At 67.8% G+C, this 19,845-nt stretch carries 17 protein-coding genes and 1 tRNA gene; 8 read left to right on the forward strand and 10 right to left on the reverse strand.

Features of this window, described 5'->3' with window-relative positions:
• Together JX001_RS07395 and JX001_RS07400 are read left to right on the forward strand one after the other, a co-directional pair.
• Positions 1-864 carry a peptidylprolyl isomerase gene (locus tag JX001_RS07395; RefSeq protein ID WP_205682930.1) on the forward strand — a complete coding sequence of 288 codons (864 nt, stop codon included), beginning with the start codon at positions 1-3 and terminating at the stop codon, positions 862-864.
• Positions 865-890: 26 nt separating this feature from the next.
• The gene (locus JX001_RS07400; protein WP_205682931.1) at positions 891-1,766 is read left to right on the forward strand and encodes a peptidylprolyl isomerase; all 876 of its coding nucleotides are present in this window, start codon (positions 891-893) and stop codon (positions 1,764-1,766) included.
• On the opposite strand, the gene JX001_RS07405 is transcribed toward JX001_RS07400, so the two are convergent.
• Complete coding sequence (locus JX001_RS07405; protein ID WP_205682932.1) at positions 1,767-2,867, reverse strand: Ppx/GppA phosphatase family protein; 1,101 nt, start codon at positions 2,865-2,867, stop codon at positions 1,767-1,769.
• Between the two features lie 145 nt (positions 2,868-3,012).
• On the opposite strand from JX001_RS07405, the gene hspQ reads away from it, so the two are divergent.
• Both hspQ and phhA read left to right on the forward strand, forming a co-directional pair.
• On the forward strand, positions 3,013-3,321 hold the full coding sequence (gene hspQ, locus JX001_RS07410) for a heat shock protein HspQ (RefSeq protein ID WP_205682933.1): 309 nt from the start codon (positions 3,013-3,015) through the stop codon (positions 3,319-3,321).
• Between the two features lie 55 nt (positions 3,322-3,376).
• The gene (gene phhA, locus JX001_RS07415) at positions 3,377-4,252 is read left to right on the forward strand and encodes a phenylalanine 4-monooxygenase (RefSeq protein WP_205682934.1); all 876 of its coding nucleotides are present in this window, start codon (positions 3,377-3,379) and stop codon (positions 4,250-4,252) included.
• Positions 4,253-4,258: 6 nt separating this feature from the next.
• Here phhA and JX001_RS07420 read toward each other — a convergent pair whose 3' ends face one another.
• From JX001_RS07420 to JX001_RS07440, 5 genes are read right to left on the reverse strand one after another with little or no spacing between them, the layout of a single operon-like run.
• Entirely contained in the window at positions 4,259-5,545 is a 1,287-nt protein-coding gene (locus JX001_RS07420) for an MFS transporter (protein WP_241004796.1), read from the reverse strand.
• A 7-nt stretch (positions 5,546-5,552) separates the two neighbouring features.
• Positions 5,553-6,890: an N-succinylarginine dihydrolase gene (gene astB, locus JX001_RS07425; RefSeq protein WP_205682935.1), complete on the reverse strand. Its 1,338-nt coding sequence runs from the start codon at positions 6,888-6,890 to the stop codon at positions 5,553-5,555.
• On the reverse strand, positions 6,887-8,302 hold the full coding sequence (gene astD / locus JX001_RS07430; protein ID WP_205682936.1) for a succinylglutamate-semialdehyde dehydrogenase: 1,416 nt from the start codon (positions 8,300-8,302) through the stop codon (positions 6,887-6,889). The genes astB and astD overlap by 4 nt, the downstream gene beginning before the upstream one ends.
• On the reverse strand, positions 8,299-9,306 hold the full coding sequence (locus JX001_RS07435) for an arginine N-succinyltransferase (RefSeq protein ID WP_205682937.1): 1,008 nt from the start codon (positions 9,304-9,306) through the stop codon (positions 8,299-8,301). Before JX001_RS07435 ends, astD begins: the two co-directional genes overlap by 4 nt.
• A gap of 1 nt (position 9,307) precedes the next feature.
• Positions 9,308-10,558 carry a hydrolase gene (locus JX001_RS07440; RefSeq protein ID WP_205682938.1) on the reverse strand — a complete coding sequence of 417 codons (1,251 nt, stop codon included), beginning with the start codon at positions 10,556-10,558 and terminating at the stop codon, positions 9,308-9,310.
• A 95-nt stretch (positions 10,559-10,653) separates the two neighbouring features.
• Here JX001_RS07440 and JX001_RS07445 point away from each other — a divergent pair, with 95 nt between their 5' ends.
• A complete protein-coding gene (locus tag JX001_RS07445; protein WP_205682939.1) occupies positions 10,654-11,196 on the forward strand; it encodes a hypothetical protein in 543 nt (180 codons plus the stop codon).
• Positions 11,196-11,537 (forward strand): arsenate reductase (glutaredoxin), encoded by a 342-nt coding sequence (gene arsC, locus JX001_RS07450; protein WP_205682940.1) that lies wholly within the window; start codon positions 11,196-11,198, stop codon positions 11,535-11,537. Before JX001_RS07445 ends, arsC begins: the two co-directional genes overlap by 1 nt.
• Positions 11,538-11,558: 21 nt before the next feature.
• Here arsC and JX001_RS07455 read toward each other — a convergent pair whose 3' ends face one another.
• The 4 genes from JX001_RS07455 to JX001_RS07470 all read right to left on the reverse strand — a co-directional run bounded on the left by JX001_RS07455 (position 11,559) and on the right by JX001_RS07470 (position 19,054).
• On the reverse strand, positions 11,559-15,797 hold the full coding sequence (locus JX001_RS07455; RefSeq protein WP_205682941.1) for a translocation/assembly module TamB domain-containing protein: 4,239 nt from the start codon (positions 15,795-15,797) through the stop codon (positions 11,559-11,561).
• Positions 15,794-17,584, reverse strand: coding sequence for an autotransporter assembly complex protein TamA (locus JX001_RS07460; RefSeq protein WP_205682942.1), 1,791 nt, complete (start codon positions 17,582-17,584; stop codon positions 15,794-15,796). Before JX001_RS07460 ends, JX001_RS07455 begins: the two co-directional genes overlap by 4 nt.
• A gap of 44 nt (positions 17,585-17,628) precedes the next feature.
• The gene (locus JX001_RS07465) at positions 17,629-17,892 is read right to left on the reverse strand and encodes a hypothetical protein (RefSeq protein ID WP_205682943.1); all 264 of its coding nucleotides are present in this window, start codon (positions 17,890-17,892) and stop codon (positions 17,629-17,631) included.
• A 73-nt stretch (positions 17,893-17,965) separates the two neighbouring features.
• A complete protein-coding gene (locus tag JX001_RS07470; RefSeq protein ID WP_205682944.1) occupies positions 17,966-19,054 on the reverse strand; it encodes a CaiB/BaiF CoA transferase family protein in 1,089 nt (362 codons plus the stop codon).
• An 88-nt stretch (positions 19,055-19,142) separates the two neighbouring features.
• Between JX001_RS07470 and JX001_RS07475 the strand changes: the two genes are divergently transcribed.
• Both JX001_RS07475 and JX001_RS07480 read left to right on the forward strand, forming a co-directional pair.
• A tRNA-Lys gene (locus JX001_RS07475) sits at positions 19,143-19,219 on the forward strand.
• Positions 19,220-19,284: 65 nt separating this feature from the next.
• Positions 19,285-19,842 (forward strand): hypothetical protein, encoded by a 558-nt coding sequence (locus tag JX001_RS07480; protein ID WP_205682945.1) that lies wholly within the window; start codon positions 19,285-19,287, stop codon positions 19,840-19,842.
• Positions 19,843-19,845: the final 3 nt, after the last annotated feature.

The following is a 19,845-nucleotide window of genomic DNA, read 5'->3' on the forward strand; positions in this document are numbered from 1 at the left end:
ATGCGCAAGGCCATCATCGCAGCGACCGTCGCCGCTCTTCTCGCGGCTGGAGCGGCCCAGGCCCCCGCTGTGGCGCAAACGGCGCCGGCGGCGTCCGACTGGCGCACCATTGCGCCGGAAAACCTGCTCGTTATCGATACGTCGAAGGGCCGGGTGCTGGTCGAACTGATCCCCGTCGCCGCGCCCAACCATGCGGAACGCATCCGGACCCTGGCCAACCAAGGCTTCTACGATGGTCTGAAGTTCCATCGCGTCATCCCTGATTTCATGGCGCAAACCGGCGATCCGAAGGGCACGGGCGAGGGCGGCAGCGAACTGCCGGACCTGAAGGCCGAGTTCAGCTTCCGTCGTGGGCGCGACGCCGGCTTCGTCGCTGTGCCCAGCGTCGGCGCGGGCGTGCGCGGTCTGGTCGGCGATCTGCCGGTCCAGACCCAGCCCGACGCGCAGATGATGGTCACCGCCGACTTCAAGGTCGACGCCCACGGCCTGTTCTGTCCCGGCGTGCTGGGCATGGCCCGCTCGGGTTCGCCTGACAGCGCCAACAGCCAGTTCTTCCTGATGATGGGCGCGCGCGAACAGCTGGACGGTATCTACACCGCCTTCGGTCGCGTGGTGTCCGGCCTGGATGTGGTCGGCAAGCTGAAGAAGGGTTCGGACGCCGAGGACGGCAAGGTGACCGATCCCGACACCATGACCCGCGTCCGCATGGCCTCGGCCCTGCCCGAAGCCGAGCGTCCGACGGTGCGCGTGCTGAACGCCGGCAGCGCCGCCTTCGCAGAACGGATCGCCACGGCGCGCGCCGGGCGCGGCGGCGCCTTCAGCGTCTGCGATGTTCAGCCGGTCGCCGAAGTGACGGGCGGCTGACGCATTCGCAAACGGGGGAGGGGACGATGACGATACGAACGATGGCGATGGCGGCGGCCGTGCTGGCTGCGACGGCGGGCGCCGCCCTGGCGCAAGACGCGACCGCCGTTCCCGCGCCTCCGCCGCCGCCTGGTGAATGGAGGACCATCGCGCCCGAGAACCTGCTGGTCATCGACACCAACAAGGGGCGGGTTCTGGTCGAACTGGCGCCCGAGATTGCGCCCGCCCATGTCGAGCGCATCAAGCTGCTGGCGTCGCGCGGCTTTTTCGACAACCTGGTCTGGCACCGGGTAATCGACTGGTTCATGGCCCAGACCGGTGATCCGTTGGGCACGGGCGAGGGGCAGAGCTGGTATCCCGACCTGAAGGCCGAGTTCACCTTCCGCCGTGGCGCGGACATGGCCTTCACCCCGGTCGCGGCCCCGATGGGGGCCCTAGTCGGCTTCGTCGATTCCATCCCGGTCCAGACCCAGCCTGACGCCCTGATGTCCGGCACCAGCGACAAGAAGGTCCACGGTTGGGCGCTATACTGCCCGGGCGTCGCGGGCATGGCGCGTGACGAGGGCAATGACACCGCTAACAGCCAGTTCTTCCTGATGCGTCAGGCCTATCCGGCGCTGGACAAGCGCTACACCGTTTGGGGTCGGGTCGTGTCCGGTCTGGACGTCGTGCGATCGCTGAAGGCCAGCGACACGCCGGATGGCCTGGTGCAGGGGCCGGATCAGATGACCCGCGTCCGCGTGGCGTCGGATTTGCCCGCAGCCGAACGTCCGACGGCGGCCGTCCTGAACACCAACTCCGCCACCTTCCAGACCCTGGCGCAGCAGGCGCGTCAGGCGCGTGGCGCGGATTTCTCGGTCTGCGACATCGAACTGCCGGTGCGCGTCACGCCCGCCGCCTGATCAGGCGGCGGGGCCCGACCGGCCCCGTCCGCGCCGACGACGCCGTCCCCTCGGCGGCTTCTTGTCTTCGCGCATCCTTTGCAGCAGCAGGCCTTCGCGCAGGCCCCGATCCGCGACCCGCACCCGTTCCGACGGCCAGGCGCGCTGCACCGCCTCCAGGATGGCGGCGCCTGCCAAAACGAGGTCCGCCCGATCGGGACCGATGCAGGCCTCGCGCGCACGGCCGTCCGGCCCCAGCGCCTTCAGCCGATCCGCCGCCGCCTCGCAGTCGGCGCGCGTCATCCACAAGCCATCGACCCGGTCGCGATTGTAGCGCGGCAGGTTCAGGTGGATGCCCGCCAGGCTGGTGATTGCGCCCGAAGTGCCGACCAGATGCGCCCGGTTCTGCCGGAACAGGTCCAGCATCGGTTCGTCGACGATCCCACCCGCTGCAATGGCCGCGCCCATGTCGGCGACCATCGCCTCGTACCAGGCCTCGCCGGAGTTCGGGGGCTCGGGATGCCGCTCGGCCAGGGTCACGACCCCCACCGGCGCCGACATCCAGGCGGTGGTCGTCCAGTCGGTTCCGCTGCGCTTCAGCCACGACATCTCGGTCGAGCCGCCGCCGACATCGATTACCAGCACCGCCTCGGCCTTGGGGTCGATCAGGTTCAGGCATCCCTCGACCGCCAGCCGCGCCTCCTCGGCGGGATCGATGATCCGCAAGCGCAGGCCCGTGCCCTTGCGTACACGGTCTATGAAGTCGGCGCCGTTCTCGGCCGCGCGGCAGGCCTGTGTGGCGACGGCGCTCAGTCGCGCCGAATCGACGCCCTTGCGCACGATCCGCTCGGCGCACAGAGCCAGGGCGTCATAGGCCCGGTCCATGGCGCGCGGGTCCAGAAGGCCCGTCCGCGACAGCCCTTCGCCCAGCCGCACGATGCGGCTGAAGCTGTCGACCACGCGAAAGCCTTCGCGTGACGGCCGCGCGATCAGCAGCCGGCAATTGTTGGTCCCCAGATCGAGCGCGCCATACAGCGGCGCATCTCGACCCGACGCATCCCGCGAACGGGAAGGCTGGGACCGCTCGTCGCGCCGTCGGGGCGCGCCGTGGGTCTCCGGCATGGGCCGTCATCCGTTGTGGGCGGTCCAAAGCGGCGCCCGTCCTGGTCAGCCTAACCCGCCAGGATCGTCCGCGCCAAGCCATTCTGTCAGGAAGATGAACAGACCGGCAGGCATTGGGGTCATGCGCTGAATCGTATGAAGTGCGATGACCCGCATTCAGACCGCACGTTTCGCCATCGGCCAAATTGTCCGCCACCGCGACGACGCCTTTCGTGGCGTCGTGATGGATGTCGATCATGCCTATGAGGGGCCGGCCGGTGAAAGCGGCCTGGTCAGGCCAGACCAGCCCTTCTACCGCGTCTTCGCCTTGGGCGAGGATGGCGGCTTTGTCGCCTATGCGGCTGAGGGCGCTCTCGAAGATGGCGATTCCGTGCTGCTGCCCGACGACGCCGAGCGGTGGTTCACCACCGACGGCATGGGCCACCGCGCACCGCTGGACGAACGTATTCACTGACGGTTGGAAGCCGTGGCGGCTCCGGGCTAGGATGGCGGAAAAAGAGGAATACGCCATGTCCGACTTCGAACACGTCTTCGAAAGGCCGCCCGAGGGCGCGGCCGCCGACTGGACCATTCCCCAGAACTGGGCCGCCTATACCGAGGTCGAGCACCAGACCTGGGACACGCTTTACGCCCGGCAGATGAAGATCCTGCCCGGTCGCGCCTGCGACGCCTTCATGCGGGGACTGGATGCGTTGGATCTGAACGCCGGCGGGATTCCCGACTTCGACGTGATCAATCCCAAGCTCCAGGCCCTGACCGGCTGGACGGTCGTCTGCGTGCCGGGCTTGGTCCCGGACGAGGTCTTTTTCGACCATCTGGCCAATCGCCGCTTCGTCTCGGGCCAATTTATCCGCAAGCCGGACCAGCTGGACTACCTCCAGGAGCCCGACATCTTCCACGACGTCTTCGGCCACGTGCCGATGCTGACCGACCCCGATTTCGCCGCCTATATGGAGGCCTATGGCAAGGGCGGTCAGCGGGCGGCCGGCCTGGGCATGCTGCCGAACCTGGCGCGCCTGTACTGGTATACGGTCGAGTTCGGCCTGATGAAGGAGGCGGAAGGCCTTCGCATCTACGGCGCCGGCATCGTCTCCTCGGCGACCGAGAGCGTCTTTGCTCTGGACGATCCGTCGCCCAACCGCCTGGGGTTCGACCTGGAGCGGGTGATGCGGACGCTCTACCGGATCGACGACTTCCAGCAGGTCTATTTCGTCATCGACAGCCTGGAAGCCTTGAAGGACGAGACGCTCAAGGACTTCGGGCCTGTCTATGCGGCGCTGAAAGGCAAGGACGACCTCGCCATCGAAACCGTCCTGCCGACCGACCAGGTCTTCACTCGCGGCACCCAGGCCTATGCCCAACGCGGCGGGCGGTTCGCGGCCTGATCGGCGTCAGGTATGGGTGATCAGACTGTTGTGCTTGGTGTCGCGCATGCGGATGAAGGTCAGCAGCGACAGCCCGATCATCCCGGTCACGTACCAGAAGAACACGCTCTCGACGCCCGCGCCCTTCAGCCACAGCGCCACATATTCTGCCGTGCCCCCGAACACCGCATTGGCGATGGCGTAAGGCAGAGCGACGCCGAGGGCGCGGATGTGGGCGGGGAACAGCTCGGCCTTCACCACCGCATTGATCGCGGTATAGCCCGACACGATCACCAGCCCTGCCAGCGCCAAGAGGAAGGCGATGAAAGGGCTCTCGACCGTCGACAGGGTTGTCATGATCGGCACGGTGCACAACACCCCCAGCACGCCGAAAGCGATCATCACGGGACGCCGCCCGACCCGGTCCGAAAGCGCCCCGACCGCCGGCTGAAGCAGCATGAAGACGAACAAGGCCGCCGCGCTGATCTCGGTCGCCGTGTTCTTGGAGAACCCGCTCGTATTGACCAGGAACTTCTGGAGGTAGGTCGTGTAGGTGTAGAAGGCCAAGGTGCCGCCGGCCGTCAGGCCCAGCACCATCAAGGCCTCTTTCGGGTGTTTCAGGATCAACTGCACGGCGCTGGATTTCGGGGCGTCCTTGGCCTCAGTCGCCTTATGCGTCTCGTCCAGACGGCGACGCAGCCAGAAGACGACGACCGCCAGGCCCGCGCCGACGAAGAAGGGAATGCGCCAGCCCCACGAGGCCAGCGCCGTCTCGCTCAGCGTGTTCTGCAGCACGATCAACAGCAGCAGGGCGATCAATTGACCCGAGATCAGGGTGACGTACTGGAAGCTGGACCAGAAGCCTCGGCGATGCGGCTCGGCCATTTCGGACAGATAGGTGGCGCTGGATCCGTATTCTCCGCCGACGCTCAGCCCCTGCAACAGCCGTGCGAACAGCAGCAGCGCCGGCGCCGCCAGGCCGATGGTGGCATAGCCGGGCGTCACGCCGATGATCAGCGAGCCCGTGCACATCAGGGTCACCGAGAGGGTCAACCCCGCCTTGCGACCTTTGCGGTCGGCATAGACCCCCATGATCCATGCGCCGATAGGCCGCATCAGGAAGCCCACCGCAAAGACGGCCGCGGCGCTCAGCAGTTGCGCCGTCGGGTCTTCGCTGGGGAAGAAGACGGGCGCGAAATACAGCGTGAAGGCCGCATAGGCGTACCAGTCAAACCACTCCACCAGATTGCCGGCCGATCCGCCGACGATATTTCTCAATCGGCGGGCGGGGCTCATGGGCGCTGTGGTCGTCATGGCCGGATCAGCCTCTCTGGAAGGGGTAGAAGTCGGTTCCGAGGTTCAGGATCGTCGTCAGTTCGTCCAGCGCGCCCCGGCTCTCGGTGAGCAGGTCGGGGTCGGCCAGATCGGCGGGGCGCAGTTCGTCGCGGTACCAGCGCCCGGCCCAGTCCGACAGACGCGCATGCAGTTCGTCGGTCAGGCGCATGGCCGGGTTCGTCGCCGCAAGCTCGGTCTCAGTCAACACGACACGCAGGCGCAGGCAGGCCGGTCCGCCGCCGTTGCGCATCGACTGGCGCACGTCGACATATTGCACCCGACCGATCGGACCGTTGGAGGCGGCCAGCGCCTGCGCCACCGCATGGCTGCGCGGGTTGTCGCGGGTCTCGGTCGGACAGATCAGGGTCAGGCGATCCTCGCCCGGAACCTGGATCAGCATGGAGTTGAACAGATAGCTCGAAATCGCATCGGCCAACGGCAGGTCGGCGGCCGAGACCTCGACGAAGATCGGCTCGAACAGACCATCGGCCGCGCGGCGGATGGCGGCCTGGGTCGCGGCCGTGTCCTCGAACGCCAACTCGTGGAAGAACAGGGTGTCCAGCGCCCCGACGCAGACCACGTCGTTGTGGAAGGTGCCGCCCGCGATGGCGGCGCGGGATTGCTGGGCCAGGATCGGCCGTCCGGCTTCGTGGCGGCGCACGATGGCTTCCGACGCTTCGCGCGTCTGGCGGGCGGGGAAGGGGCCGTCCCACGGCTCGAACGCCTCGCGACCCCAGACCAGCAGATTGACGCCGCGACCACCATGTTGGGCGCACAGGCGAACGTGGTTTGCGGCGCCCTCGTCGGCCAGATGCGCGACCGCGGGCAGGGCGTCATGGACGGCGAACCGGCTGGCGTCGGGAAACAGGGCGTCCAAGGCGCGCTTCGTTTGCCGGTGCTCCAAGCTGCGGTGCAGATTGGTGTGCAGATTGGCCGGCGTGAAATGCACCCGGCCGTCCGCGGCGTCGGCGCTGGGCGTTACGGTCGCGGCGTTGGCGGCCCACATGGGCGAGGCCGAACAGGCGGCGGCGGCGAACGAGGGCGCGCTCCGCCAGGCCCGCTCCAGGACCTGCGCGTCCGAGCCGGTGAAACCCAGGGTCCGCAGGAAGGGGATATTCGGTCGCTCATGCGGCGGCAGGACGAACTGGGGCAGGCCCAGGTCCGCCAGGGTCTTCATCTTGTCGAGGCCCTGAAGCACGGCCGCGCGGGGATTGGACGCCTCACCCTTGTTCAGGCTGGACGCCAGATTGCCGGGCGACAGACCGGCGTAGGAATGTGTCGGCCCAATCAGACCGTCGGCGTTGGCCTCGACAGCGCTGATCATCGCAATCCCTTGATCTCGCCTTCGATGTTGGCGACGGCGTCGGCCTCGAAACTGGCGACCGGATAGGCGCAATAGTCGGCGGCGTAATAGGCGCTGGGCCGGTGGTTGCCGCTGGCCCCCAGGCCGCCAAACGGCATGTCGCCGGCGGCGCCGGTGGTCGGGCGGTTGAAGTTGACCACGCCGGCGCGAATGCGGCGGATGAAGTGGTCCCAGTTCTTCGGATCATCGCTGACCAGACCGGCGGACAGGCCGTAGCGGGTCGCATTCGCCGCCTGGATCGCCGCGTCGAATGAGGCGACGCGCGTTACCGACAAGAAGGGCGCGAACATCTCTTCGTCCGGCACGTCGACCCCCGTCACGTCGATGATGGCCGGTTTGACGAAGGCGCCGGGCAGATTGGCGACCGGCCCCGACGCGCGGATGACCTTGGCCCCCATGTCGATCCGTTTCTGCAACGCCTTCAGCGCCGCCTCGGCCGCGCGCGCCGAGATCAGCGGGCCGGCATAGGGTTCGGGATCGCTGTCCCACGGGCCGAAGATCAGCCGGTCGGACAGGGCGGCGATGGCTTCGATGATCGCATCGCCTTGCGGTCCTTCCGGCACGATCAGGCGACGCGCGCACGAGCAACGCTGGCCGGTGGTGATGAAGGCGGATTGAACGGCGATGCCCGCGACGGCCTCGGCATCCGCTGCGTCCCACACGACCAGTGGGTTATTGCCGCCCAATTCCAGCGCCAGGATGACGTGGGGATCATCCGCGAACTTGCGCCGAAAATGCGCGCCCGCCGCGCCCGAGCCTGTGAACATCAGGGCGTCGATACCGGCGTCCAGCAGGGCCGCCCCGGTCTCGCGACCGCCCTGGACCACATTGACCACACCGGTCGGCAGATCGGCGGCGGCGAAGGCCTCAGCCATCACCTGACCGACTAGGGGCGTTTCTTCCGACGGCTTGAAGACGACCGTGTCGCCCGCAAGCAGGGCGGGGACGATATGGCCGTTCGGCAGATGGCCGGGGAAGTTGAACGGGCCAAGCACCGCCGCCACGCCGTGTGGACGGTGCCGCAGGGTCGCGCGGCCGAACGCCGTATCGCTGGTCCGTTCGCCGGTGCGCTCGTCATAGGCGCGGATCGAGATGTCCACCTTGCCGATCATGGCGGCGGCCTCGGTCTTGGTTTCCCACAGCGGCTTGCCGGTCTCGCGCGCGATGGCCTCGGCGATCTGGGGCGCGCGATCTTTCAGGACGGCCTGATAGCGTTTGACGGCGTCGATCCGGTCGGCGCGCGGTGCATCGGCCCAGGCGGGGAAGGCGGTGCGGGCGGCGTCGACGGCGGCCTGGACCTGGGCAGGGCTGGCGGCCTCGCCCTCCCAGTTGGTCGCTTCGGTGGCGGGATCGGTGGAGGTGAAACGGGTCATGATTTTACTCGCACAGTGTCTCCGCCGCGCACCTTGAGCGCGGCGGCGGTTTCGGCGGTCAGGCGAACGGCGTCGCCATCGATGTCGGCCTTGGCGCGAACGGCGCGGAAGGCGGCGACGCTGTCGGTTGAGATCAGGGCCGGCAACTCGGCCTCAACCCCCTCGACGATCTGAACCGTCAGGCGCCGGGCGTCACGCACGGTCCGGATATTGTCGCGGCCGCAAGCGACGGTCGGACCGGCGTCGAAGATGTCGACCAGACCATTGGGCCGGAAGCCCTCGCTTTCCAGCAGGGCCATGGCCGGCACGCCTTGCGGATGGACCTTGCCGATCACCGCACGGGCCGGTTCCGGCAGCAGCTCGGTATAGATCGGGTGTCGCGGAGCCAGGTCCAAGATGAATTGCTTGTCCGTCGAGCCGGTCATCCGGTCGGCGTGGTCGAACTCCATCGGGAAGAATTTGTGCGCCACATGGTCCCAGAACGGGCAGGCGCCGTCGGGCGTGAAGACGCCGCGCAATTCGGCCAACACGTTGTCGGCGAACAGCTCGGGCTGGGCGCCGATCAGCATGTATCGCGACTGGCTGAGCAGACGGCCCGCGCCGCCCTTTCTCCGATCCGCCTTCAGGAACAGCGAACCGACCTCGGTCCAACCCGTGCATTCATTGACCAGAACCAGGGTCTGGTGATCCAGCTTCACCCCCAGCGAGGGCGACTGGACGGTGTTGTTGACGACGCGGAACGAGAAGAAGGGTCGCTTCAGTCCAACCGTCGCCTTGACCGAGCCGACGCCGTCGATGTCGCCCGTGTCGCCGTCTTCCAACATCAGGGTGTACCAGGCCTCTTGCCATGGCACGCGACCTTCGAAGCTGGCTTGGCTCAGCTCCAGCCGATCGGCCAGGGCATCGGGGTCTTCAGGCAGGCTGGTGAAGCCGGGGCCGGACAGGATGGCCAGTTCCAGCAGATGATCGAGATCGGCGGGGCTGGCGGGACGGACGACAAGCATTCTACAGGGTTTCCATCCGCAGGGATTTCAGTTTGGCCGCATCTATTTCACCCGACGCGATCTTGCACAGGATCAGGGCGCTCAGCTGGGCGCGTTCGACGAAGCTGTCGGGCCAGGCGAACTCCTGATCCGAATGGATGTCGCCCCCGCGAACGCCAAGGGTGTCGATATTGGGCAGGCCGGCGGCGTGCAGATTGTTGCCCTCGCACACCCCGCCCGACGGTTTCCAGGCGATGGGCTGGCCCAACAGGGCGCCCGCTTCCTTAACCGCCTCGAACAGGGCGGTCTGGGCGTCGTCCATCGGCTTGGGCGCACGGGTGAAGCCACCGTGCAGATCCAGCGTCAGACCCTCGAACGGCGGCGTGGCGGCGATGGCCCGCACCGATGCGTCGATCCAGTCGGCCGCCGCCTTGTCCGGCACCCGGACGTTGAACCGCACCACGGCGTTGTCGGCGACGACGTTCAACGCGCCCCCGCCCGAAATCTTGGCGACGTTGACGGTGACGCCTTCGTGCTGACCGTTCAAGCCGTGCAGGGCCGCGGCGATGATGGCGGCGCCGGCGACCGCATTGCGGCCTTCGTCGAAGGCGCGGCCGGCGTGGGCGGCGCGACCCGTCACGATCAGATGGTAGTTGCCGCTGCCCTTGCGCGCGCCCGCCAACGTGCCGTCCGCCAGAGCCGGTTCATAGGTCAGGCCGACATGGCCGCGCGCGCCCAGTTCGGCCAGCAGCGGAGCGGACGCCGGCGAGCCGATTTCTTCGTCGGGGCTCAGCAGCACGGTCCAGCCGACGCCATGTTTGTCTGGATGGGTCTCGAACGCCTCCAGCGCGGCCAGCAGCACGCTGATCCCACCCTTCATGTCGGCGACGCCCGGCCCGTTCAGGGCGCCGTCGGCGCGCGTGGTGACGGTCTGGAATCGGCTGTCGGCGGGGAAGACGGTGTCATAGTGGCCGGTCAGCACGACCTGGATCGGGGCCTCCGGCCGGGCGGTGATCTTCAGCGCGTCGGCATGGGCCTCGGTCCGCACCGATCCGTCGTCGGTGACGGTTGTCGAGCCCTGTGTCGGGAGGCGTTCGACGGTGGCGGACAGGGCGCCCGCCGCCGCTTCCAGAACATCCAGAACAGCATTCAGACCGGCGGCGTTGCGGCTGCCGGAGTTGATGTTCGCCCAGTCGATGGTACGGCCGATGATCGTCTCGCGTCGCGCGGCGACGTGGTCGAGGACGGCCTGGTCCGAGGTCAGAATCCGCATCGGCCGGACCCTAGACGCCTCGACCCCAAAGGTGAAGGTCGGGGCCTGTAAGTCATCGCCGATCACCGCTAGGTTCCGCTCGAAACGAGGGCCACATGACACGCAACAAGATCGACCTCTGGCTCCGCGCCATGAACCCGCTGAAGCTGCCGCGCGGCATGGCCGAGGCGCAGCGTTCCGCGCGCTCCATGGTGATCGGGCTGGTCATCGCCCTAATCGTCGGCCTGATCCCGACCTGGTGGATGTTCACCTCGGGCTGGTTCGAGACGGCGATGAGCGCGGAGTACGCCAAGATGGGTCTGTCGGCGGATCAGTTGGCCATGCAGCAGGAGATGATGAAGGTCATGTGGCCCTTCGCCATCGCCTCGGGCGCGATCTTCTCCGTCCTGTTCTATGGCGTCGTGGCGGTGGTTCAGTGGCGCATGATGACGCGCGCCATCCCGATCATCATGCTGGCGCTGATCGCCTATAGCGTGGTGGCCAATCTGGGGATGCGGCTGCTGGGGACCTTGCCATCGCCGGACCTTCCGCTGTGGATCAACCTGACGACCTGGCCCGCCATGCTCGTGTCGGGCGTGATCTATGTCGCATCGCTGCAGGGCGCCATGCTGCTGCATCGCCTGAAGCAGGAGGCGTGATGTCGGTCGTCCTCTACCACAATCCGAAATGCAGCACGTCGCGCAACGCCCTGGCTGTGCTGCGCGAGCAGGGCGTCGAACCAACGGTGGTCGAATATCTGAAGACAGGCTGGGATCAAGAGACGCTGGAGCGTCTAGCGTCCAGAACCGGCGTCGGTCTGTCCGGCCTGCTGCGTAAGAAGGAGGCCGACGCCAAGGCTCTGCTGGACGCCGGCGCGGATGACGAAGCCGTATTGGCTGCAGCGATCGCTCAGCCGATCCTGATCGAACGTCCGATGGTCGAGACCGACAAGGGCGCCGTCATCGGCCGGCCCGTGGAGCGGGTGCTGGAGGTTCTCTAGCGACTGATCCGACGGGGCGGCCTAGCGGTTCCGGCCGCCCCGGTTCGGACGACGGTCGCCCGCCTCGCGGCTTTCGTGACGCCAGCGGATCGACAGGCTGGTCTGGCCCTGGCCGCCGAACTGCGAGGCGATGGCGACGTTGCGCCGAGGCTGCCATTCGACCTTGACCGCCGCACCATTCTGACCGCCGCCGATGACCTCCAGATAGACGTCGTCGGTGATGTAGCGACCGCCCGCAACCGTGACCGCAGACGCGTCGCCGCCGAACGACAGCCGGTCCAGCCCCGCCAGCTCGCGCAGGTTGCCGATCACGTCGAACCCGCCGCCGCCCGCCAGGGCCGCGACCCCGGCCGCCAGCTGGGCCGCCTCGAAAGCCGACAGCTGCGACGCTGACCGTCCGAACAGTACCTGCGACAGGATTTCGTCCTGGGGCAGGGACGGGGTGGAGGTCAGGGCGATCTTGGGTTCGGCGGCCGTTCCGGTGACGTTGATCGAGGCGGTCAGGGCCGCGTCCTCGCGCGTCGCCGCCAGGTTCAGACGGATCTGCTTGGGATCGGTAGACAGGGTGACGCGACCGGTGTCGTCGAACACAAACCGCTTGCCTGCGAACTCATAATCGCCGCGCACCACATTGGTCGTGCCGGTCAGTTGCGGCTGGGCGATCGTGCCGCGCACCCGGGCGTTCACGTCCAGGATCACGTTCAGGCCGCGACCGTTGACCCGCACCTTGCCGCCGCTGGAACGCAGGACGATGTCCATGCCGATCTGAGGGCCGCGCGCCTTCTGCTCGGTCTCCTCCGGATCGCCGCCGGGACGATTGATCTCGACCACATCCATCGAGACGATGCCGGTGGCGCCGGGCAGTTCCGGTTCGATCTTGGCCTCGTCGATGTCGATGCGGCCGCCTAGCTGGATATTGCCGTCGGCGCCGCGAACGATGGTGATCGGGCCCGAGGCGCGGGCCTCAGCGATATCGTTGTCGATGACCCGGAAGCGGTTCAGCATCAGTTGTGCGTTCGATCCGGAGCCTTGGCGCAGACCGATGCGGCCCTGGCCGGACACCGTGCCACCCTTGCCATCGTTGGCCGTGAAGGTTTCGATCTGGGCGGCTGTGTCGTCGAACCGGGTCCGAAGCGTCAAGTCGCTGAGCACCAGACCGACCGCATTCTCGCGATAGGAGCCTTGGCTCAGATCGAACCGGCCGTTCAGACGCGGTGCGTTCAGCGTCCCGCCGATCGTCGCCTGACCCGCCACCTGACCCGCCAGGCTGCGGTCGCCGCCCAGGAACAGGTCCCAGATCGGCTGGATCTGCCCGTTGATCGACACCCGGCCCGACATCTCGCGCGTCCGCGCGATGGCGAGGCGCAACGGCGCGGCCGAGGCCTCGACCGGCAGGATGACATCGGCGGACGCCTGAACCGCGCCCTCGTCGACCGCCGTCGCCTTGATGCTCAGCCGGTCGCCCGCCAGGGTCGCGTCGACACGCCCATCGACGGCCAGGCCGCGAGGCGCATCGATGCTGCGCACGTTCTGCAGCGCGATATTGGCCGTGCCCGACAGGTCGCTGCCGGCGCCGCGCAGGGCGACCTGACCGGTCACGCTGCCGCGCAGTTCGGGCGAGATGGAGCCCAGATCGACCCGCGTCAGGTCGGCCTGGATCGCGGCGCCGCGCGCATCCTGGCGCAGGTCGGCCAGCAGCACGCCGCCGCCCACGCCCAGATCCAGATGCGCCGTGCGCGTAGCCCCATTCAGGGTGATCGAGGCCGGGCTGCGGGTCGTGAACGCCACCTCGCGCACCCGGCCGCCGCCGCGCAGCGTCAGACCGTGCGTCGTGTTCTGACGCGAATAGACGCCCGTGCCGTTGAACTGGGCCGGGTTGGGGCCGCCCACGTCCAGCGCCAGGGTGAAGGGCAGGTTGTTCAGGGTGCCGCGCCCGTCCAGATCCAATTTGCGAATGATCCAGCTCTGACCCGCCAGCCGGACGTTGCGACCGCTGACGTCCAGAATGGCGCTGTCAGATCCGCCGCCGTCGGTCAGCCGCACCCGTCCGTTGGCTTCGCCCGAAGCCAGGAAGGCCCCCGCGCGCGCCGAGAAGGTCAGGTCCGCGCTGGAGGGAATGCTGTCGGACAGGGCGATGGCGCCCCGGGCCGTCACGCCGCCGGCGTCCACGTCCAGATCGCTGAGCCGAATGCGCTTGCCGCCCAGGAAGAAGTTGCCCGAAGCGCGCGCCGGTCCATAGTTCGAGCCGCTGACCACCGAAATCCGGCCGTCCGACGCATCCGCGCCCTTGCGGAAGCTCAGCGTCAGGTCGGCGTTGTTCAGCGTCAGAGCGCCGGCCGTGACCTGCTGGAAGCCGGCGGTCAGATCGACGCGCGGCTGGGCCAGCGTGCCGGTCAGGGCGCCGCGTCCGTTCATGTCGCCGCCGATCTCGACAGGCCCGGCCGCGAACGGGCCGCGCGCGTTCCAGTCCAGCGCCAGCCTCAGCTTGCCGGCGGTTTCGATAATGCCCTTGGCCCCCGCGCGCCCGGCCGCGCCGGTCAGTTCGCCGCGCTCGACCTCGATGCGTCCGCCGTTCAGCTTGCCGGCCAGATGCAGACGCGGCGTCTTGCCGAGCAGGCGATCAAGTTCGTCCAGACCCACTGTCAGATTGCGGCCCCGTCCGTCGAAGTTCAGCACCCACGGCGCGCCGGCCCGCGCCGACGAAGCCCGGATCGGGCCGCCGAAGGCGCCGCGCGCGTCCGGCAGCACGCGCCTGGCGTCGGTCAGCTGCGCCTCGCCGCGGAAGTTCATCCCGCCCAGCAGATTGCGCGAGCCCGAGCCGTTCAGCGTCAGGCCCTGACCCTGCAGATCGACCTTGGTTAGCAGGATGGCGCCGTCTTTCATCCGAGCCGCCTTCATCTGCACCCGCGGGGCGGGACCCAAGAGGCCGCCGATGATGCCTTCGCCTGATCCGCCGTTGGCGCGAATGTCGCCGTCGAGATCGATGCGGCCGTTCTTGACCGCGACGTTCAGCGGTCCGGCGATGCGTGTGGCGCGATAGCTGGCGACATTGGCGTTCAACAGGGTGACCTGGCCATCGAGCGTCCAGGTCTGGGCGTCACCCTTGAACAGGCCGGAATAGGCCGCTGGTCCCGCAACATCGGACCCGACCAGCCGACTCAGCGAGGCCGTCTGGATATTGAGGCTGATTCCGTCGGGCGAGCTGCGGTCGGAGTTGCGGATCAGGCCGCGCGCCTCGGACTGGACGTTGTCGGAAATCAGCTTCCACGCCACGCCCTGACTGGCCCTGTCCGGCGTCGGCACCATGGCGAAGCCGAACCGCGCAGTACGACCGATCTTTGTGACGAAGGGCGCCAGCAGGTCCGAGTTGCTGAAGTCGGCGAAGCCCGCGACGCGAGAGCCCTTGTCGCCGAAATGGCCCTGGACGATCAGGGGGACAAACTGTCCCGTCTGGACCCGCGCATTGACGACATCGGCGTTCAGAACCGCAACCGCCGAGAAGGGCTGATCCGGCGAATAGCCCAAGGCGCCGGCCAGCGGTCCGCCCTGAGCCTCGTTGGCGCGCAGGTTCAGGCGCGTGTCTTCCAGCTTGCCGCCGAAGGTCGCCGCCAGACGCAGGAAGTCGCCGGGCCGGTTCAGGCTGTCGGCGTTGACCGTCGCGCTCTTGGCGCCGTTGCGCGGCAGGCTGGCGTCGCCCGACAGGCTCCAACGGCCGTATTCCTTGGAGAAGCCTTCCATCAGTTCGATGTTGGCCGCGAACTTGTCGATGCGGACCGAGATGGGCTGCGGGCTGGGCGGCTCGCCAGTCGGCGGGTCGATCACGGGGCGGCGCAGGACGCGAATGGTCTCGGCCTTGATGTCGTTCGCATGGAAGCTGCGGCTCAGAAGGGCCACATAGGACCAGTCCATGCTGAGGTTGTTCGCCTCCAGCCAGATCCCCTGACTATCGGCCAATGTGATGCGGTCGATAGTGAAGTCGCTGAGCAGATCGCCTTTCAGCCCATAGACCTTCAACCGGCCGTAACGGCTGATCTTCAGGTCCTGAAGCCGTTGCAGCACCATGTCGCGACCGCCGTCCGAGGCGATGTAGTAGCGCCCCCCGATCAGGGCGGCGGCGATCAGCACCAGCAGTCCGGCCAGCACCGCGCCAACGCCCAGAGCGATGCGTCTGACCAGCCCGCGACGCGGCTTTGCGGGCCGCGCGGCCTTGGCCGGCGCCGTCGTTTCTTCAGGCGTGGCTTCGGGCGGTGTATCGGTCAAAACGCCTGCCCGATGCTGATGTAGATTTGGAAGGCGGAGTCGCCCTCACGCTTGTTCAGCGGCATGGCGACGTCCGCCCGGATAGGTCCGAACGGCAGCATGTAGCGCACGCCCACGCCTGCGCCGTAGCGCATGTTGGTCAGGTTCGGCGTCTCCTGGAAGCCCACGGAGCCCGCGTCGACGAAGGCCACGGCCTGGAAGCTCTGACCGATCGACTGGCGCACCTCGAAGGAGGTTTCGAACAGCGACAGACCGCCCCGCGGCGTGCCGTCCGGCAGTTGCGGATTGACGTTCTGGTACGAATAGCCCCGCACCGAACCCCCGCCGCCGGAGTAGAACAGACGGTCGGCCGGCACGTTCAGCTCGCTGCCGCCGACGATGGAGCCGATCTTTATGCGCCCGGCAAGGATGGTGCGATCACCCGCGACGGGGAAGTAGGCTGTGCCTTGCGTTTCGGTGCGCAGGAACAGGATATTGCTCTCGCCGGTCACCGCCGTCGGCTGAACCGCCAGATTGACCCGCCAGCCCTTGGTCGGGTTCAGCGGATCATTAGAGCGGTCGATGTAGGCGCTAGTCCGCGCGGTGATGATGGCCAGATCGCGGTCGAAGGTCACGCGCTGCGGGGGCAAGGTGGTGAAATCGTAGCGAGTCTCGCTGTAGCGCCCGGCGTCCAGCCCGATCCCGTAGTTGAAATAGGAGGTCTTGCCGATCCGTTGTTGCAGGTCGGCGTACAGAACCACGGCGGTCCGTAGGTAAGCGTCGGTGTCCTCGTTGACGACCGCAGCGCCCAGCTTCAGCGTCCGGCCGGGCCGACGCCAGTGGGGCAGGGACAGGTCGGCGCCGATCCGGCTGTCGATGTCGGCCAGTCGCGCCTCCAGCCTCAGCGTGTCGGCGCGGCCGAAGCGATTGTAGCGGGTCTGGATCACGTCCACGCCCGCGCCCTCCGCCGTCGACCAGGTGGCGCCGGCCTCCAGCACGCGACGGGGCCGGTCCTGCAGACTGACCACCACGGGGCGATGACCGTCGGCGGTAATCTGATCCAGCGGCGACAGGGCGACGCTGACGCCGTCATAGACGCCGGTGTCCAGCAGCCGGCGTTCCAGCTCCGCGACCATCTCGGGATCGTAGCGATCGCCCTCGTTCCACGGCGCCAGGCCCGCGACCCAGGCGGGATTGGTGCGGCCCTGGCTGGTCAAGCGCACGCCGTCCAGACGCACAAGCGCGCCGGAGGCAATGCGATACTCCGGCGCGACGGTGAAGGCCGCGTGATCCACCACGACACGGCGCGGATTGGCCTTGGCGTCGGCATAGCCGTCACGCACCAGCGCCGCCACGGCCCGACCTTCGCCGGATATGACGTCTGCCGCTCTACCTGGATCGCCCGCCTTCAGCGCGATCGCAGTCTTGGCCTTGTCCGCCGCCTGGACCTCCGGCGCGGGGTCGGCCCACTGGATCGTCGGATCGGTCAGCAGGAAGCGGCGCCCCGGTTCGACCGAAACCACCGCGATCGGCGTCTCCTCGCCCTCGACGATGTCTTCGACGACCGGTTGATAGTAGCCTTCGGACCGCAGCAGGGCCGTCGCAGAGGTCACCGCGCTCTCGGCGCGACGACGCGCCTCGAAGCGGCTGGCCGGCGCGCCGTCAACCTCGCCCACGGCCCGCTCCAGCGCCCGCCGCAGATCGCCGTCCATGTCGCCCCGGATTTGCGCGCGGGGTTCCGCCGCCGCTGCATGGGCGCAGGCCGAAAACGCCGCGAGGGCGACCAGCAGGGCAGGCCTGAACGTCAAACTCGATCTTTCGTCAAAAGGACGCCCCCCGGCATACCTGTTCGTCAGTAGAACAGCGTCTCGCTCTCGGGCTGGACCGACTGTTCCGACGTGCGTTCCTCAGGCGGAAGCGTCGTCGACGGCGGGGGCGTGGGCGTCGGGTCCTGAACCTGGGGCGCGGGCGGAGGGGCTTCTTCCTTGACCGGCGGGGGCGCCGGCTCGACCGACATCTCGCGATAGTCGTCGTCCGAGCGCGAAGGACGGTCGTCGCAGGCCGACAGCGCGAGCACGCTTGCGGCGGCGGCCAAGACAAAAATCGAGCGTGTCATGAAAGTCCCCGGTCTCCGCCGACCAAACGCCTGTCGCGCTAAGCTGTTCCCTTAGCGCCGAAATCTGCGTCGGTCATCCTGCGTGATCGGACCATTTTGTGACCATTTGATCCAACGTCAGTTCGGACTTGGGGGAGGGCGCAGCAACTACGCCGTCGAAACGGGGCGCGGGTTGCGGCAGGCCGCTGTGGAATGTTCCTCGCGCCTGATTGTGCGGATGATCCGGCGCCTCGGCCAAGCTAAGCACGGGCGTGACGCAGGCTTCCGTCCCGGCGAAATGGGCGCTCCAGTCGTCGCGGTCTCTGCTCGCGAACAAGGCCGCAAACCGCGCTTGCAGGGCCGGCCAGGCGGCGATGTCGTATTGAACCGCGTCGGCCGGATCGATCTCCAAGCCGGCCAGCAGCGCGGCGTAGAAACGCGGCTCCAGCGCCGCCACCGCCACGAACCCGCCGTCGCGACAGGCGTAGCAGCGATAGAAGGGCGCGCCCCCGTCCAGCAGGTTGGATCCGCGCCGGTCGCTCCACAGTCCCCGACCCCGCAAGGCCTGGAACAGGCCGCCCAGCAGAGCCGCCCCGTCCGTCATGGCGGCGTCCACCACGCGCCCCTTGCCCGTCGTCCTGGCCTCCACCAGCGCGGCTAGCAACCCGACCACCAGCAGCATGGCCCCGCCGCCATAATCTCCGACCAGGTTCAACGGCGGGGCGGGCGGACGATCCGCCTCGCCCATGGCGTGCAGCATGCCTGAAAGGCCGATGTAATTCAGATCATGCCCGACCGCATTCGCCAGCGGGCCCGCCTGGCCCCATCCGGTCACGCGTCCGAACACCAGCGCGGGCTTTCGCGCCTGCAACACCTCCGGCCCATAGCCCAGCCGCTCCATGACTCCGGGCCGAAAGCCTTCGATCACCGCGTCGGCTCCATCGATCAGCTGCAGGATACGCTCGCGATCGGTCGGTGATTTCAGATCGACCGGAACGGCCGCTCGTCCCCGGTGCAGCACCTCGCCTCCGACCTCGTCGAAGACCGCCGGTCCGGCCGAGGCGTCGCGCGTCAGCCGCACGACCTCCGCCCCCAGGTCCGCCAGCATCATTCCGGCGAAGGTGACCGGCCCCAAGCCGTCGAATTCGATGATGCGGACGCCATTTAATGGTTTCATGGCCAATGAGTAGCAGACCGGGTCTTGACCGGAAGGCCGGATTACAACAGAAGGCGCCCTTCGACGGTTCGGGCCAGCCCGGACGTCGCGCGGTGCGTCCTTAGCTCAGTTGGTTAGAGCATCTGACTTTTAATCAGAGGGTCCTCGGTTCGAGCCCGAGAGGACGTACCATTTCTCCCTTGCGGACTTCGCAAGGGCGCCTTTGATCCGCCGTTCGGGCGTGGTCTAACGTCAGAATGAAGCATCACAATCTGTACGGTCCGACGACCGCGATCCTGCTGATCGCGACGCTGAGCGGCTGCAACGCCGGTCGGTCGGCGATGGGCGGCGCTGAACAGGTCAGGACAGGATTCGCGGCGGCGGCGACGGCTCCGCTGGAAGACTTCAACCTGCGTCGTCAGATGATCCCGACGGTGCTGCTTCAGGCCGAAGCCAATCCCTACGACCTGCGCAATCTGAATCAGTGCACGACCATCGGCGCAGAGGTCGCACGGCTGGACGAGGCGCTGGGACCCGACACGGACGAACCGCCGCGTCAGGACGGGTCCTATCTCAGCGAGCGGGCGGCGGATGCGGCGGCCAAGGCGGCGCTGAACGCCATTCGCGACACGACGACCGACTTTATTCCCGGCCGAAACTGGATCCGTCGACTGAGCGGCGCCGAACAGCATTCAAGGCACGTTCAATCGGCCATACAGTCCGGCCGGATGCGCCGCGCCTTCCTGAAGGGCATGGGAATGCAGCGGAACTGTGCGCCGCCGGCGGCGCCCAGCTGGTTCAGACCGCACCCCTAGGCG

The organism is Brevundimonas fontaquae (assembly GCF_017086445.1).
In the GTDB taxonomy this organism is placed as follows: Bacteria; Pseudomonadota; Alphaproteobacteria; order Caulobacterales; family Caulobacteraceae; genus Brevundimonas; species Brevundimonas fontaquae.